The sequence below is a fragment of the Phenylobacterium sp. genome, from assembly GCF_036563385.1.
Classification (GTDB): domain Bacteria; phylum Pseudomonadota; class Alphaproteobacteria; order Caulobacterales; family Caulobacteraceae; genus Phenylobacterium.
The window spans coordinates 165,153-179,633 of sequence record NZ_DATCML010000008.1 but is presented as its reverse complement, the minus strand read 5'-3'; the positions used below and the strand labels follow the sequence as shown (position 1 = coordinate 179,633).

Here is a 14,481-nt window from a genome sequence, read left to right as displayed (position 1 = left end):
CTTGTGGATCTCCAAGGTGGCGCGAAAGCGAGCGAGCACAGCGTTGACTTCACGGTCACCGAAGCCGCTCGACGAGGCCTCAGTGCGGGCTACGCTGCTCCAGGCGCTTCTTGCGGCCGGAGCTGAGTGGCGGAAGCACTCAGAGGCCGAGCTGAGACGCAGCGGCTGCAGCACTTTGGACCTGAAGGTCGTTCGCGAAGTCCTCCTGCGGCCCGGGATCAACCAGCGAGAACTCGCAGCCGAGCTGGACCTGGGTTCGTCACTGGTAGGCGTATTGGACCTCCTTGCCGAAAGAGGGCTGATCGAGCGGCGCCAGTCTCTGCACGATCGGCGCCCAAACCTTCTCTACCCCTCACCGGGAGCGCGGGAGTTCCTGAGCGAAGGCGAAGGGATACTTCGAGCCTTGGAGGCGGACCTTCTCTCGGGCTTCGATCTGCAGGACCTGCAAACGAGCCTGCTCTTGCTCTCGGAGATGATCCGCCGCCTGCGGACCCGCGCTTAATCCAAGCCGTAGCCAGGCAGCGTCTGCCTGTTTCGGTGTCGCGTCTGCCGCACGACGTCCTCACAGGACAATCCAGCGGCGAAAGCAGTGGTCACCAGGCCTAACCGGGGGCTGTGCCCGGAGAGGCCTTTGGAGCGCCTTGCTGACTTCCTCCTCTGAGGCGCTGCCAATCGGTGTTGCCGACGGCCTACGAGGTCGTCGATCCCGTTGACCGGAGGATCCGACACTTGTCCTTTCGGCCGTGATAATCGCTCCGAGGTGCTTAGCCTCGAGGAGCCTGGATCCGGGCGCACGTCACCTACGACGAAGCGCACAACCTTGGCCGACAAGGTTGGACTGAACATCCGCTACCCACCCATCGCGGACGGCGAGGAGTTCCGCTCCCCGGAAGATGCGGATCTGGCCTGAGAACGGATCTTCCAAACTTCAGCTAAGGGTCAGAAGCGGACCCGGTGCGGCTAAGCTGAGTTCGGCGCCCGAAAGCGGACCTTCCCAAGTTCAGCTATAGAGTCAGGAACGGACTCCCTCAGGCGGCGCTTCGAGCCGCCTGAGCTGCTGAGTGCAGACCCGCTCCACGAGGCCAGCAAGAACGCCAACGCGCTCGGACAGCCAGGTCAGCTCCTCATCGCTGATCTTGTAGTGCAGCGAGTAGCGAGCATCGACGTACGCCCGCCGCAGCAACTCCCAGCAACGCTGCTGGAACCGGCTCTCACGAGGCCAAGCATCGATGAACTCCGGCGCGAGACGCTCCGCTTGTGAGCGGAGGAAGTTCAGTTTGTGGGACTTGGGGCTGTAGAGTGTCAGCACGAGCAGCAGACAATGGTAGTAGCGCTCGGTGGCCTGGTGCAGCTCGAATGCTGCCTTTTTGGACCACCCTTCTCCCCTTGCGATGTGGTCCAAGGCCGTTTCTAGGAACTGCCCTGCGCTTACGAACCACTCCTGGAAGTACCCGCGAGCTTCCGCAGCCGCCTCTTCCCGTGAGAGCGCCCTCGCCTGCTCGAACGGCTGGTCCGGCGCTTCATAGAGCGCCACCCCGTCCCGCACGATGTCGACGAAGAACGGCCGCCCGCGCTTCAGCTGCCCGTTCAAGTCGGTCAGCGAGTGCACGATGAAGTTCGCGGGCGCGCTCAGGCGCTTGGAGATCTGGTACTCCCGCAGCAGGTGGTCGTCGGCCTCCCGCCAGTAGTCCAGCGTGTCCGCCAACTCGTCGTGGTTCACCACCACCAGCAGGTCGTAGTCCGACTTGTAGCCGCCGACGGGATCGTCCACCCAGTCCCCGCGCGCATAGCTGCCGAACAGGATGATCTTGAGGATGCGCCCGGCCTTGCGATGCGGCGCGTTCCGGCCCTTCAGCGCATCCTCGAACTCGGCGAACAGGATCTCCACGATCCGCTGAAGCTCTCGGCGCTTGCCCTCGGGCAGATGATCCAGACTCGTCCTCACAACCCAAGACTCCCCTGTTCGCGCAGGCGTTGCAAGCCGGCGCGCCTGGCGCAGCCCGCTCCCTGAGCGTCACGGCAGCCGAAAGGCGGGCGGACAGCGCCGCGGGTCGAGGGCGGCGAAGCCGTCGCGCAGCGAGGCGCGCTCTGCGCGCACCCTTGACCGGCAAGCGCCGTCCGCCACCCCCACAGCCGACGCTCAGCGCTTCTCCGACACGCCCGCTGTCATACATTGCTGCCGCCAAGGCTATCCTGCCCTAAACACCTGCCCTAGACACTTGCAGCTGCCCTAAGCACTTCAAGCTGCCGCAGACACTCAAACCGGTTTGCCCTCTACTTGCGCGTCACGGTCGTGAGCTGCTCGCCCCCCCCCCCCGCGTTACCGTGCGGGCCGGAGCCAGGGCTCACGCGCGGTACGCCGCTTCAACGAAGTTGCGACCCCACCATCCTCCACGGCCGCGCAAGCATGACAAAGGGCGCGGCCGCACCGGCGGCCGCGCCCATCGCGAACGTTAGTGTGAGGCGGCGGCTCCGAGGAGCCGCCGCCGGCAGATGTCAGTGCGCCGCGCGGCTGCGGGACCACACCAGGGCGTAGCCGTCCTCGGCGTCCACCAGGGAGGCGTAGATAGCCGTCGGGAAGCTGGGATCGTCGAGCTTCACCGAGAGGTAGTCCCGGTTTTCGCGGCTGGTCTTCTTCCAGGCCGCCCCGAACTCGGCGCCGCCGGCGAAGAGCCGGAAGTCGGGCGCCTTCTCGTCAGTCTTCTCATTGGGGCGGAACTGCGCCTGCTTCACGTTCAGGCTGAGCGTCTTGATCGTGCCCGCGTAGGAGCCGTCCACGTTCTTGGTGAAGGTGCCGATGGTCGCCATTTCTAGTCTCCTGTTCAGATCGGGCCGCGCCACTGCGGCCTCGATGGCGATCCCCGAGTCGGAGTCCTCGAGGCCGGACTGCAGCCGCCAGGCGCGCAGCGGAGCGGAGCACGGCGAAAGCCGTTGCAGTCCGGTCGGACCCGACCAGATCGAGCCACGAGAGGCCGCAGGCGCGCGTTCGTGACCAGGAGACCACAGGCGCGCGAGGTGACTCCGCCCACGACGTGAGGCCGGCTAAGGCGACAGCAGCCGCACAGCCGAAGCCCGAGCCCGTGCACGCGCCCGTTAGATAGGTCCGACGCGCCCAGCACCGAGATTCGCCCGCTGCGGCGGCGCGGCCGTGGGGAAGCTCCGGCCGGCTAACCCTGCGCGACCGGACACCCGGCAAGGCAGCCCTACCGCGGGGCAAGGCGAGCCGCCCGCTTACCTGGTCGGCTTTACCGGCCGCCGCGCTACAGCTCCGTCTGCTCTCCCTTGAGCCGCGCCCCCCCACTCAACTCGCAGCTCGAAGGTTGGGACTTTACGCGCAGCCGGCCCAGGGCAACGCCGGCGCCGGTCCCTGCACGTGACGTACGATCGCTCAGCTGACCCCGCTCCCCAATTGAAGGGGAGCGGGGTAGAACGCTCACGTCGGGCGCCGGGACATAGGCCGACGGCCTTGAGCCAGGGGACGCGGGCGACCGCGTCGGCTGCAGCCGCCGGGCAAGCACCGGGCCTCTCGCCAGAGGTTCCAACGCCCGACCCCTCCCCTCGCGCGGATGGCGGGCCAGCTCCAGCCCTCCACCACCCTGACTTGTCTACGAATCGCAAAGGCGCCACGCTCGCCGCGCCGGCGGTCGCCGCCGGTGGGGCGTGGAAACCCCTGTGCGTTCGCAAGCCTTCAGTCGCCCGCCGTCAGGCGGCGCGCGGACCCGCGCGGCCTCAATAGCCGCGGGTCTTGCGCTGGCGGAGGGCTCCGCCTTGCACCACGGCGTTTCCGGCACCCGGCCGACCGGCCGAGTGCCCGCCCCCGTGCAAGCGAGGTGGCAAGTGGCGAAACCTGACTCGTCGGACTCCCGAACCCCCGCGCCCGTCTCGGCGCGGCCCGAGCTCGAGGCCCTGGTCCGCAGCCACGGCGGCTGGCTGCTCGACTTCCTGCGCCGGCGATTCGGTCGCGAGGCGGCCGAGGAGCTGGCCCAGGAGACGTACGTGCGGCTGGCGCGCTCGGACGTGGAGATCCGCAACCCCAAGGCGCTCCTGGCCGTCGCCGCCCTGAACGCCGCGCGCGACCTCGCGCGGCGGCGCGCCGTTCGGCCGCGGCTAGTGGCCGACGACGCGTTCGCGGCGGCCGCCTCGGCGGCGTCGCAGACGGAGCTGGTCCTGCTGAAGCAGGTGGTGCTGTCGCTTCCACATCACGTCAAGGTTGTGTTCTGCTTGAGCCGCTTCGCCGGCATGACGTATGAAGAGATCGCGCAGCATTGCGGGATCTCCGTCAAGACGGTCGAAGCCCGCATGAGCAAGGCGCTGAGGATCTGTGCGATGCGGCTACGGGCCTGAAGGCGAGGCGGCGGCATGAGCGACCCGAGACCTGAAGCCCCGGAGCTGCGGGAGGCCGCCGCCTGGCATGCCCGGCTCGGCAACCGTTCCATCTCCACCCAGGCCCTGCGCGACTTCCGGGACTGGCGCAGCGTTCCGGCCAACGACGCCGCCTACCAGGCCGTCGAGCAGGCCTGGGCCAGGTCGCAGCGGCTGGCCAGCGACCCGGAGATCCTGCGCACGACGGAGGCCATGCTGACGCGGCCACGGAGGCGATTCTGGCCGCCGCCGCGTCCGGCGCTTTGGGCCCTGGCGGTGGCGGCCGTGGCCATCCCGCTGCTCGCCTTGCTCTCGGTCCGGCTCGGCGACCCGCTCTACCGCACCGGCGTCGGCGAGCAGCGGCTCGTCCGCCTGGCGGACGGGAGCCGCCTGCACCTGAACACCGACAGCCAGGCGCGCGTGGCGTTCGATCGCGGGACACGCCGGCTGGTGCTGCTTCGGGGCGAGGCCTTCTTCGACGTGGCCCACGACGCCGCCCGCCCCTTCGTCGTCGAGGCAGGCGACGCCCGGGTCCGGGCGCTCGGCACACGTTTCGGGGTCCGCCGCGTGGAGCACGCCGTCCAGGTGACCCTCCTGGAAGGCGCGGTGAAGGTGGCGGTGGACGAAGGTCATACCTGGGCGCTGGCGCCCAACCAGGAGGTCACTGTCACCGCGAACGGGGGCGGCCAGGTGCGCGTCACCGATGCGGCGCTCGACACGAGCTGGACCACCGGCCGTCTGCACTTCCGCAGCACCCCGCTGGCCGAGGCCGTCGCGGAGGTGAACCGCTACGCCGATCGCAAGGTGGAGCTCCGCGCGGACGGCCTGGCCGCACGCCCGGTGAGCGGGGTGTTCGACGTGGGCGACACCGACGCCTTCGTCCATGCGGTGTCGGCCCTCTTCGACCTGCGCGTGGAGGACGCCGAGGGCGGTCCGATCCGCCTGGCGGTCGGCGCGGGGCGCGCCGGCTGAGGAATTCTCCGTCTGCATAGGGTGTCCCCGCCTTGCCCGCGTCTCTCCCTCCCAGACGGACCTCGGCGCAAGGCCGCCGGCCATGGCGGCCGGCGCCCGCCGGGGCCGCTGGGGGAAAGACCACGCTCATGACGCCGGGACACGCCGCGGGCCGCCGGGCCGCGCTCTTCGCCTCGATCGCCGCCGCCGCCCTGCTGGCGGCGCAGCCTGCCAGCGCCGGGAGCCCGAGGCCCCTCGACCTGCCGCCGGGCTCCCTGGAGACGGCGCTCACCCAGCTTGCCGGGCAGACCGGCGACCAGCTGCTCTACCCGCCCGAACTTGTCGCCGGCCGGACGACGGCCGGCCTGCACGGCCGCTACACGCCCGACGCCGCGCTCGCCACGCTCCTCGCGGAGACCGGCCTTATGGCCGAACGGATCGGGCCGAAGGTGGTGGTGCTGAGGCTCCGCAGGCCCGCGGCCGCGGCCGCCGTCGGCGTATCCGCCCCCGCCCCGCCGCGGGAGCCCCGGGAGCCGCGCCCTTTCGGCGCTGAACCCCCCCGGCCGGCCGCCGCGGCGAACGCGCCGCCAGGGGCCGTTCCGCCTGCGGCGGCCGAGGTCTCGGAGCTCCGGGTGACCGGCACGCACCTGCGCGGCGGCGCCACGCCGGCCTCACCCCTGGTGGTGCTGGACCGCGAGGCCCTGGAGCGCACGGGCCAGGTCACCCTGGCCGAGGCGCTCAACGACCTGCCGCAGGCGTTCGGCGGCCTCAACACAGAGGCCACCGCCGCCCTCGGCGCGGATCCGCAGAGCGCCAACATCAGCTACGGCACGAGCCTCAACCTGCGCGGACTCGGCTCCAACGCCACCCTCGTGCTGGTGAACGGCCGCCGTGTCAGCGGCTCCGGCGTCAGCGGCGACTTCGCCGACCTGTCCGTCCTGCCCGCCATCGCGGTCTCGCGGGTGGAGGTGCTGCTCGACGGGGCCTCGGCCGTCTATGGCTCGGACGCCATAGGCGGGGTGGTGAACGTGCTTCTGCGCCGCGACCTGGAGGGCGGGGAGATCCGCGCCAGCGCCGGGGTCGGGGACGGCGGCGCCCCGGCCGAATACGCGTTCGGCATGGTCGGCGGGCGCCGGTGGGCGAGCGGGGGCGTGATCGGCGCCTACGAGGCCTACCGGCGGGACGCGCTCTCCGCCCAGCACCAGGATTTCACCGCCTCGGCTGACCTTCGTCCGCTGGGCGGCTCCGACTGGCGCGCGACTACCGCATTCCCCGGCAACATCGTGGCGGTGAACCCGGCCACGGGCCTCTCCGGCCCCTGGTACGGGATCCCGGCTGGCCAGGCGGGTACGGCGCTGAGGCCCGCGGATTTCCAGCCGGGCGCGGTCAACCGCTTGAGCCGGCAGCTGGGGCAGGAGGTGCTGCCGGAACAGCGGCGGCAGAACCTGTTCGCCGCGGTCGACCAGGAAGTCGGCCCAGATCTCGAGCTCACCGGCGACGTCCGCTACGGATTCCGCATCGCGCGCGCCGCCATGTCGCCGCAGACCGCCACCCTCACGGTCAGTCGGGCCAACCCCTGGTTCGTCTCACCCGACGGGCGGACCTCCCACCAGGTCCAGTATTCCTTCCGGGGCGAGCTGCCGAACCCCACGATCCTCTCCAGCGCCGAGAGCCTCGCCAGCTCGTTCGGCGGCCGGCTCCGGCTGCCCGCCCACTGGGCCGCCGACAGCCACCTGGCCTTCGCGCAGTCGCTCGAGGAGACCCGCACCCGCGGCAACGTCAACACCGCGATCCTCGCCGAGGCCCTCGGCAATGTCCCGGACCGGCCGGAGACGGCCTACGGCCCGGCGCGCGACGGCTATTTCAACCCCTATACGGGCGTGGCCGCCAACCCGCCGGGGCTGATGTCCATGCTCGCCTCCGCGTTCAGCGTGGCGCGGGTGAAGACCCAGGTGCTCTCGGCCAACGCCCAGGCCGACGGCTCGCTGTTCGCCCTTCCCGCCGGCGCGCTTCAGCTGGCGCTGGGCGCCAACGCGCGCCGAGAGACCTATTCCCGCAAGGGCAGCCGCTACACGTCGACGACGGCCTTCGTGCACGGCGTCCCGGTGGAGGGCGACCGGACCGTCACCGCCGCCTTCGCGGAGGCCCGCGCCCCGCTGGTGGGCGAGGCGAACCCCCGGCCGGGCCTCGCCCGGCTGGAGCTTTCCGGCGCCGTCCGGGCCGAGTGGTACAGCGACTTCGGCCACACCCTGGATCCGAAGGTGGGCGTGCTCTGGTCGCCCATGGCGGACCTCAACGTGCGAGCCACCTTCGGCCAATCCTTCCGGGCGCCGAGCCTCAGCGAGCTGCTCTCCGCGACTTCGGTGACGCCGTTCAACTTCGCGGTCCCGGGGGGTACGGTGCTGTCGCTGGGCCTGCAGGGCGGCAGCGCCAGCCTAACCCCGGAGACCGCGCAGAGCTGGACCGCCGGCGTCGACTACCGCCCGGGCTGGTCGCCCCGGACCCGGATCTCCCTCACAGCGTTCGACGCCGATGTCCGGGACCGCATCAACCGGCCGATCAACGAGAACTTCGCGGGCGCCCTCACCGACCCGCGCTTCGTCAACTTCGTCCGGCGCATCGACCCTCTCAACAACCCCGCCGACCTGGCGGCGGTGAACGCCCTGCTCGGCCTGCCCGGCGCGACGCCCAGCGCCGCACTGAACCCCCCCACCAGCTACCGGGCGATCGTCGACCTGCGGGCGGTCAACACCGGGCGGCTGCGGGTGCGCGGCCTCGACCTGGACGCCAGCCAAGGCCTGGACGTGCTCGGCGGCGACCTGGTCCTGCGGGCGGCGGCGAGCCGGCTCTTCCGCTACCGGCAGCAGCTCACCCCCACCGCCGCCGTGTTCGACGTGGTTGGCCAGGTCGGCTACCCGACCAAGCTGCGCGGCCGCCTGTCGGCCGACTGGACCCGCGGCCCCTTCGCCGCAGGGCTGGCGGTCAACCATGCCGGCGCCCTGCGCGCCCCGTCCGGCGACCGGCTCGACCCTGAGACCATGGTGGACGCCAGCCTCCGGCTGTCGCCGGACCGCGGTCCTTTCGAGGGCGTGACCGTAAGCCTGTCCGTGCGCAACCTCTTCGACGCCGCCCCGCCCTTCTACGACAACCCGTCGGGCTTCGCCTTCGACCCGGCCAACGCCGACGTGCTCCGGCGTTTCGTCACGCTTCGCCTCTCCCGCCGCTGGTGATCCGATGCGCACACGCCATCGGCGGCCGCCCTGGCTTGCGGCGATGCTGGCGCTCGTCCTCGCCAGCGGCGCCCAGGCCCGCAGCTTCGACATCGAGGACCTGGTTCGGCAGGAGGCGCTGGGAGAGGCTGTGCTCACCCCCGATGAGCACTGGCTGGTCTTCGCCCGCCGCGGCGCGGCGGCGGGAGGCCAGCGCTTCGACCTCGGTCCCTTCAACCCCGACCTGCGCACGACGCTGCTGGCGGTCGACCTCACCGCACCGGGCGCCCCGCGGCCGCTGTTCCGGCACGAGCCCGAGTTCGGATACCGGGTCGGCCCCCTCTCGCCGCAAGGCCGCCGGCTCGCGGTCTGGCGGATCTCAGGCGCAGGGCTGGAGCTGGGCGTCACCGTGGTGGGTTCGGGCGAGGTCCGCTGGCTGGGGGTCTCCGCCGAAGCGCCCACGCTCGGGACGACGGTCGCTTGGCTCAGCGAAGACGAGCTGATCGCCATCGCCACCGCGGAGACCCCTTACGAGCTGTTCGCGCCGCAGGCGTCGCAGAGGCGCCTGCCGTCCCTCTGGGCCGCCACCGCCCGCGGCGAGGCGGCGGTGACGGCGCTCGGCAGCGGACGCTTCCAGGGGCTGCGGCCCGCCGCGCCCCCGAAGTCCCTGGTCCGCATCTCGGCGCGGACCGGCGAGGTCCGCGAACTCGCCCGCGGCGAGTTCACGGACCTGGAGCTCTCGCCCTCCGGGCGTTGGCTGGCGGTGCTCGAGGCTGGCCCCGAGATCCCGCTCTCCGCGGCTCGGCCGCCGCAGGGGCCCTATGGGATCGCCACGCGGGAGAAGCGGCTTCGCCTTCTCCACCTCGCCTCCGGCCGGCTGGTCGCCCCCTGCTCCCGGTGCGACCTGATCGGGACCCTGCTGAGTTGGTCCGCGGACGACCGCCTGCTGGTCTATGTGCGCGGCCCGGGCGAGGCCTGGAGCCTGGGCCGGCTGGCGGTGGTCGCCCCGGCCGCCGGGGCGCTCAAGGCCCTCGCGACTGACGTGCGCCCCCTCGTCGATGGGCGTCCCGAGCGCGTGTTCGCGGGCTGGTGGGGGCGCGAGCCCCTGGTCCTGGGCCGCCGGCCGGGCGACGCGCGCGACGAGTGGTTCCGACTGGCGGACGGGCCGGCGACGCCGCTCACCGCAGCGCTCCGCAGCGTGCCGCGCACGGGGGTCGTGGTCACGCCGGCCGGTCCCTTGATCGCTGCCGATGGCGCGGCCTGGCGGCTCGCCAGAGACGGCCGCCCGCGCCGCATCGCCGGGCCCTTCCGCCCCGAGCCCTCGCGCGCAGACGGCGTCCCGAACCGCCTGGCGACGGCGGTTCGCCAGGGCGGGTGGCTGCTCGGGCGGCTAAGCGACAAGGCCGGCGCCCGGCTCGCCCGGGTCTCGACCGCGGGGCCCGAGCCGGGCCCGCCGGCGTCGGATGAGACGCTGGCGGCCGGCCGGACAGGCGCCCTCCTCCTGCTGGAGGCGGGCGGCGGCCGACAGCACCTCGTCTGGCGCAAGACTTCGGGCTGCGCGGACCAGGTGATCAGCCGCCTCAACGACCACCTGGCGGAGGTGGACCGGCCGGTCGCGCACCCCGTGCCCCACGCAGGGCCGCACGGCGAGCCGCTGACCAGCTGGCTGTTCCTGCCCCGGATCCCGCTCCGGGCGCCCCCACCCCTGGTGGTCGTCCCCTATCCCGGCCAGTCGCACCCCGCCGCGCCGGCCACGTGGGACGGCGACGCTATGACCCCCACCGCCGTCCTTCTCGGGCGCGGCTACGCGGTCCTGGTTCCGAGCCTGCCCGCCGTGCAGGGTCCGGCGGGTCCGGCCGAGCGCCTGGGCGCCCGCCTCCTCGACATCGTCGACGCCGCGGCCGCCAGGCCGGAGCTCGCCGGCCGCTTCGATCCCGCCCGGCCGGCGCTCTGGGGCCACAGCTTCGGCGCCTGGGGAAGCCTGATGGCGGCCAGTCAGAGCGAACGCTTCTCGGCGGTCGTCGCCACCGCCGCACGCACACACCTGGCGAGCGCCTATGGCCAGTTCACGCCCTGGCGGCGCCTGCGTCCGGACGAAGGCCTCTCCACGCCCTGGAGCGCGGGCTGGACGGAGTCCCTGCAGGCCGACATGCGCGCCCCGCCGTGGGCGGCGGCGGAGCGCTACCAGGCGAACAGCCCGCTCTTCCAGGTCGGCCGGATCCGCACTCCCGTCATGCTGGTGGCCGGCGAACTCGATGGTTCGCACCTCGCCCAGGCCGAGGAGATGTTCTCGGCCCTCTACCGGCAGGGGAAGGACGCCATCCTCGTCACCTACTGGGGCGAGGGCCATGCCTTGGCGAGCCCCGGGAACCTGCGCGACCTCTACGGACGCGGCCTGGCCTTCCTCGACCTGCACCTGCGGGCCGCCGTCACGCCGGCCGCGGACGCGGCGGGCGATCGGGGACCAGGGTCTGCCAGCGCCGGACCCACGCCTCCAGGGCGCAGGCGGTGACGAGGTCAAACGCCTCGGTGGAGCGCATCAGCGCCTCCTCGCAGAGCGCCGCCTCGATGGCGGCCCGGTCGAGCAGGCCCGCCCCCACGAGCACGCCATCAAGCAGGTAGGCGCGTACCGGGCCCAGGCCGGCGGCCAGCCGCCGCGCGTAGATGGAGGTGAGCATCCCCTTGGAGCGTCGCCAGGCCACCGCCTCGGGCAGCCAGCCGGCGAAGGCGCGGCGCGCCAGCGCCCGGTCCCGACCGCCGTCCAGCAGCCGCCAGCTCGGGAGCGACAGGCAGAGCTCCATCACCGGCTGGGCAAGCAGCGGCTGGACGACATCCGCCACACGGCTGCGTCGGCTCGCCCCCACGGACAGTTGCGTGCCGACGAGGGCGGCCACCTGCACCCGCTTGCCCGGAGGCGCCGCCTCCAGGCCCGCGAGCCACGGGTGGGCCGGCGCCGCGGGGATCTCACCGAGCGCGGCTCCGCCGAACCGCCCCGGTCCCTCGCCGGACCAGACCGGCCCGGGCCTGAGGGCCTCGCGCGAGACGGACCACAGGGAGCGGCGGAGCCAGCGCGCCATGGCGGGCCCGGCGGGGTCGGCGAAGGCGGCCAGGCCTTTGGCCCGCAGCCGGTCGGCCAGCACCGCCGGCGTGGGCATCTGGAAGAAGTTGGAGTCGCCGCCCTTGCCGGTGACGATGGCCTCAGCCCCAAGCGCCTGCAGCCGCTCCGCGCTGTCCACGTCGCGCGCCGTGTCCAGGGCCGCATAGGGGGGCCGGGCCTCGCGCACCACCGGCGCGAACTCCGCCGGATCGATCGCCGCGTCCGCAGGACGCGTCACCGGCTGCAGCGGCAGGCCGAGGTGCGCGGCGATCGCCTGGGCCCACGGCCGCTCGTCGGCTTCCCGCCGGTCGCCCACATAGTGCAGGGCCGCCGCGACCCGGTCGGCCAGGCCGGCCCGCACGAGGGCGGCCGCCACCACCGATGAGTCGAAGCCGCCGGAGAGCTCGACGACCACCCGGCCATAGGGGGCGAGCAGGCCCGCCACGGCGGACTGCACCGTCTCGCGCAGGCGCAGCTCGGGATCGGGGTCCTCGTCCGGATGAGCGACCCAATGGAGCGGCGTCCAGAGCTGAACGCCAGCCTCGGCGGCCGCCCCGACCCGGCGGAGTTCGCCGGGCGCGAGGCCCTGCAGGCCGTCCAGAGCCACCGCCGAGCCCATGGCGACCGGGCGGCGGACGAAGTCGGCGATCACCCTCCAGTCCAAGGCCAGGCGCGCCGGACGCAGGGCGGCCGGCGCGAGCTCCAGCCCGGAGGCCAGGACCGCCAGGTCGGCCCAGGTCCAGGCAAGGGCCTCGACGGCGCCCGAGGGGTCCCGGAAGGCGCACCAGGGGCCTCCGGCCGGATCCTCCAGCAGGGCCACGTAGCCGCCGAAGCCGTCGCGGCAGAGCCGCCGCGCCCGGGCTTCCGCCGTCGCCGGAGCAGCGTCGTGGGTCGACGAGGCCGCGCGCGGGATCCACCGCCCGATGACCAGGGCGTGATCCGACCTCTCGGTGACGGGCGCCGGCCGCTCGGGACGGACCCAGGCCGAGAGCCCCCGGCGCGCCACGGCCAGGGTCCAGCCGGCCTCGCGCAGCCAGCCCGCCGCTACGGCGGCGGTGTCGTTCGCCGCGCCCGCCCGCCATGTGAGCACCAGGTAGGGCCGCGAGGTCATGCGAGCGCCAGGATGGGTTCATATGGAACCAGCCGCTCGGCGAAATCGTCGAGCGCCACCTCCCCGGACTGGAGCCAGCAGTGGGCGCTGAACGGCCAGGTCCGCACGCCGAACACCCAGACGGCGCCGCTCCCCGACCTCTGGAGGAAGCGCAGCAGCACGAAGCTGCGCGCCAGGCACTTCCCCGGCAACGGCAGCCAGATGGCGCAGCGCTCGAACAGGCGCGCGAGCCGCTGCGCCTCCCGCGGGTCGGGAACGCCGCCTGCCGACGGGCGCGGCGCGGCCCAGGAAAGCACCTCGGCGAAGGTCCGGCCCCGGTAGAAGCGGAGGTAGTCGCCGAAGGCCAGCAGCAGCCGGACCCGTTCCCGCAGGGTGGGCCGATCTTCGCCGCTCGCCAGGTCGCGGCTGGGCTTCGGCGGGATGTCGCGGCGCGGGGCTGGCAGGCCGCGCGGGCCGAGGGCCCGCGTCGCCCCGGCGGCCGGGCCGTCCCCGGACGCGTCCGCGGCCAGGCCCGCGGCGATGAGCGCTTCGCCCACAGACGGGTGGACCGGCGCGAGCCAGCGGCGGTCGGGGGCCGGGCGCAGCAGGTCTGCGCCGCCGGGGACACAGGCATAGGCGTCGGCCGCCACGTCGAGGAACACGACGTCGTCCCCGAGGACGGCGAGATGGACATGGGATGGGAGCAGCAGGCGCACGGCGCAAAGGCGGCGCCGGCCAGGGCCGGCGCCGCCCCTCCGGTCGGTGTCAGAGCGGCGGGAAGCGCGAGCCGTCCTCTTCGATCTCCACGCCGTTGCTGTGCTCGTTGGTCAGGGCCTTGGCCCCGCCGACGCTCAGGAGCCGGAAGCTCCGCAGGTTGTACTGGGTGGTCATCTTGGGCACTCCTCTGCGAGGGACGTCGCCAATCGCGACCCGTCGATGAGGCGACCCGCGCCGTCTCTATTCAAACCATATTCCAGCGCCCTCTCGCGCCCGCGCCAGACGGGCCTCGGCGAGACCCGAGGCAAGCGCGATGCGGCGGGCATGGAAGCGCCGCACCGCCCGCAGCCGCTCCGGGCCGGCGCGGGCCCGGGCCAGATCGAGCGCCTCCTCCTCGAGCCCGTCCAGCAGCCCGGCCTCGGCCCGCCGCAGCGGCCCCAGCTGGACCTGCACCAGGCCATGGGCGCGCACGAGGCTGCGGCTGCCGGCGTCGCGGACCCAGCCCATGAACAGGGCTTCCACGAGGGTCACGGGCGTCGCGCCCCCCACGTCGGGCTCGTCGGCGGCGCGGGTGCGCCCGTCCGGGCCCGGTCCGAGCGCGATGAGCAGGTGGACAAGGCTCAGGCGGTAGAGGTCGGCGACGTCCTCGGCGGCGACCACCGGCACGAAGAAGCCCTGTCCGCGGCGCTCCTCCAGCAGCCCTTCGCCCGAGAGCCGACAGAGGGCTTCGCGCACGGGCGTGGCGCTGAGCCCAAGCTCGTCGGCCACTTCCACCGCGCAGATCCGCTGCCCCGGAGGATAGCTCCCCTCGCGGAGCCGGGCGCGGAGCGCCTGGATGGCGGTCGAATAGGATCGGGGCCGGGCGGCGGCCATGCAGGGCTCCGGAACGCCGCCGGGCCAGCCCCGCACGGCGCGAGGCCGGAAGATGGGGCGGCGCCCCCACGGGGTGGCAACGGGGATATTTCCGCAGGCGCAGGGCTACGCCAGGTCCCGCCGGCCATATTCGCAATATGCGCAAGAGCGTTGCGCGCCGGGCCCGGAGGACCCGGCGTGCG

11 protein-coding genes are annotated in these 14,481 nt (G+C 73.1%); 5 read left to right on the top strand and 6 right to left on the bottom strand.

The features are described 5' to 3' along the window. Positions 1-175: 175 nt before the first annotated feature. Positions 176-502, top strand: a complete 327-nt coding sequence (locus VIL67_RS07580; RefSeq protein ID WP_332048266.1) for a MarR family winged helix-turn-helix transcriptional regulator — start codon at positions 176-178, stop codon at positions 500-502. A gap of 510 nt (positions 503-1,012) precedes the next feature. On the opposite strand, the gene VIL67_RS07575 is transcribed toward VIL67_RS07580, so the two are convergent. Both VIL67_RS07575 and VIL67_RS07570 read right to left on the bottom strand, forming a co-directional pair. Beyond that, positions 1,013-1,945: a HEPN domain-containing protein gene (locus VIL67_RS07575; protein ID WP_332048265.1), complete on the bottom strand. Its 933-nt coding sequence runs from the start codon at positions 1,943-1,945 to the stop codon at positions 1,013-1,015. Between the two features lie 551 nt (positions 1,946-2,496). Beyond that, entirely contained in the window at positions 2,497-2,808 is a 312-nt protein-coding gene (locus tag VIL67_RS07570) for a DUF736 domain-containing protein (RefSeq protein WP_332048264.1), read from the bottom strand. 1,029 nt (positions 2,809-3,837) lie between these two features. Here VIL67_RS07570 and VIL67_RS07565 point away from each other — a divergent pair. From VIL67_RS07565 to VIL67_RS07550, 4 genes are all read left to right on the top strand, one after another. Next, the gene (locus VIL67_RS07565; RefSeq protein WP_332048263.1) at positions 3,838-4,344 is read left to right on the top strand and encodes an RNA polymerase sigma factor; all 507 of its coding nucleotides are present in this window, start codon (positions 3,838-3,840) and stop codon (positions 4,342-4,344) included. A gap of 15 nt (positions 4,345-4,359) precedes the next feature. After that, on the top strand, positions 4,360-5,334 hold the full coding sequence (locus tag VIL67_RS07560; protein WP_332048262.1) for a FecR family protein: 975 nt from the start codon (positions 4,360-4,362) through the stop codon (positions 5,332-5,334). 128 nt (positions 5,335-5,462) lie between these two features. Beyond that, a complete protein-coding gene (locus tag VIL67_RS07555) occupies positions 5,463-8,543 on the top strand; it encodes a TonB-dependent receptor (RefSeq protein ID WP_332048261.1) in 3,081 nt (1,026 codons plus the stop codon). Positions 8,544-8,547: 4 nt separating this feature from the next. Continuing rightward, on the top strand, positions 8,548-11,034 hold the full coding sequence (locus VIL67_RS07550; RefSeq protein WP_332048260.1) for an alpha/beta hydrolase family protein: 2,487 nt from the start codon (positions 8,548-8,550) through the stop codon (positions 11,032-11,034). Here the strand turns inward: VIL67_RS07550 and VIL67_RS07545 are convergent. The 4 genes from VIL67_RS07545 to VIL67_RS07530 all read right to left on the bottom strand — a co-directional run bounded on the left by VIL67_RS07545 (position 10,952) and on the right by VIL67_RS07530 (position 14,299). Further along, positions 10,952-12,730, bottom strand: coding sequence for an asparagine synthase C-terminal domain-containing protein (locus tag VIL67_RS07545; RefSeq protein ID WP_332048259.1), 1,779 nt, complete (start codon positions 12,728-12,730; stop codon positions 10,952-10,954). The genes VIL67_RS07550 and VIL67_RS07545 overlap by 83 nt on opposite strands. Then, complete coding sequence (locus VIL67_RS07540) at positions 12,727-13,425, bottom strand: lasso peptide biosynthesis B2 protein (RefSeq protein WP_332048258.1); 699 nt, start codon at positions 13,423-13,425, stop codon at positions 12,727-12,729. The genes VIL67_RS07545 and VIL67_RS07540 overlap by 4 nt, the downstream gene beginning before the upstream one ends. 49 nt (positions 13,426-13,474) lie before the next feature. After that, complete coding sequence (locus VIL67_RS07535) at positions 13,475-13,600, bottom strand: hypothetical protein (protein WP_332048257.1); 126 nt, start codon at positions 13,598-13,600, stop codon at positions 13,475-13,477. Between the two features lie 66 nt (positions 13,601-13,666). Then, complete coding sequence (locus tag VIL67_RS07530) at positions 13,667-14,299, bottom strand: GntR family transcriptional regulator (protein WP_332048256.1); 633 nt, start codon at positions 14,297-14,299, stop codon at positions 13,667-13,669. Positions 14,300-14,481 lie beyond the last annotated feature (182 nt).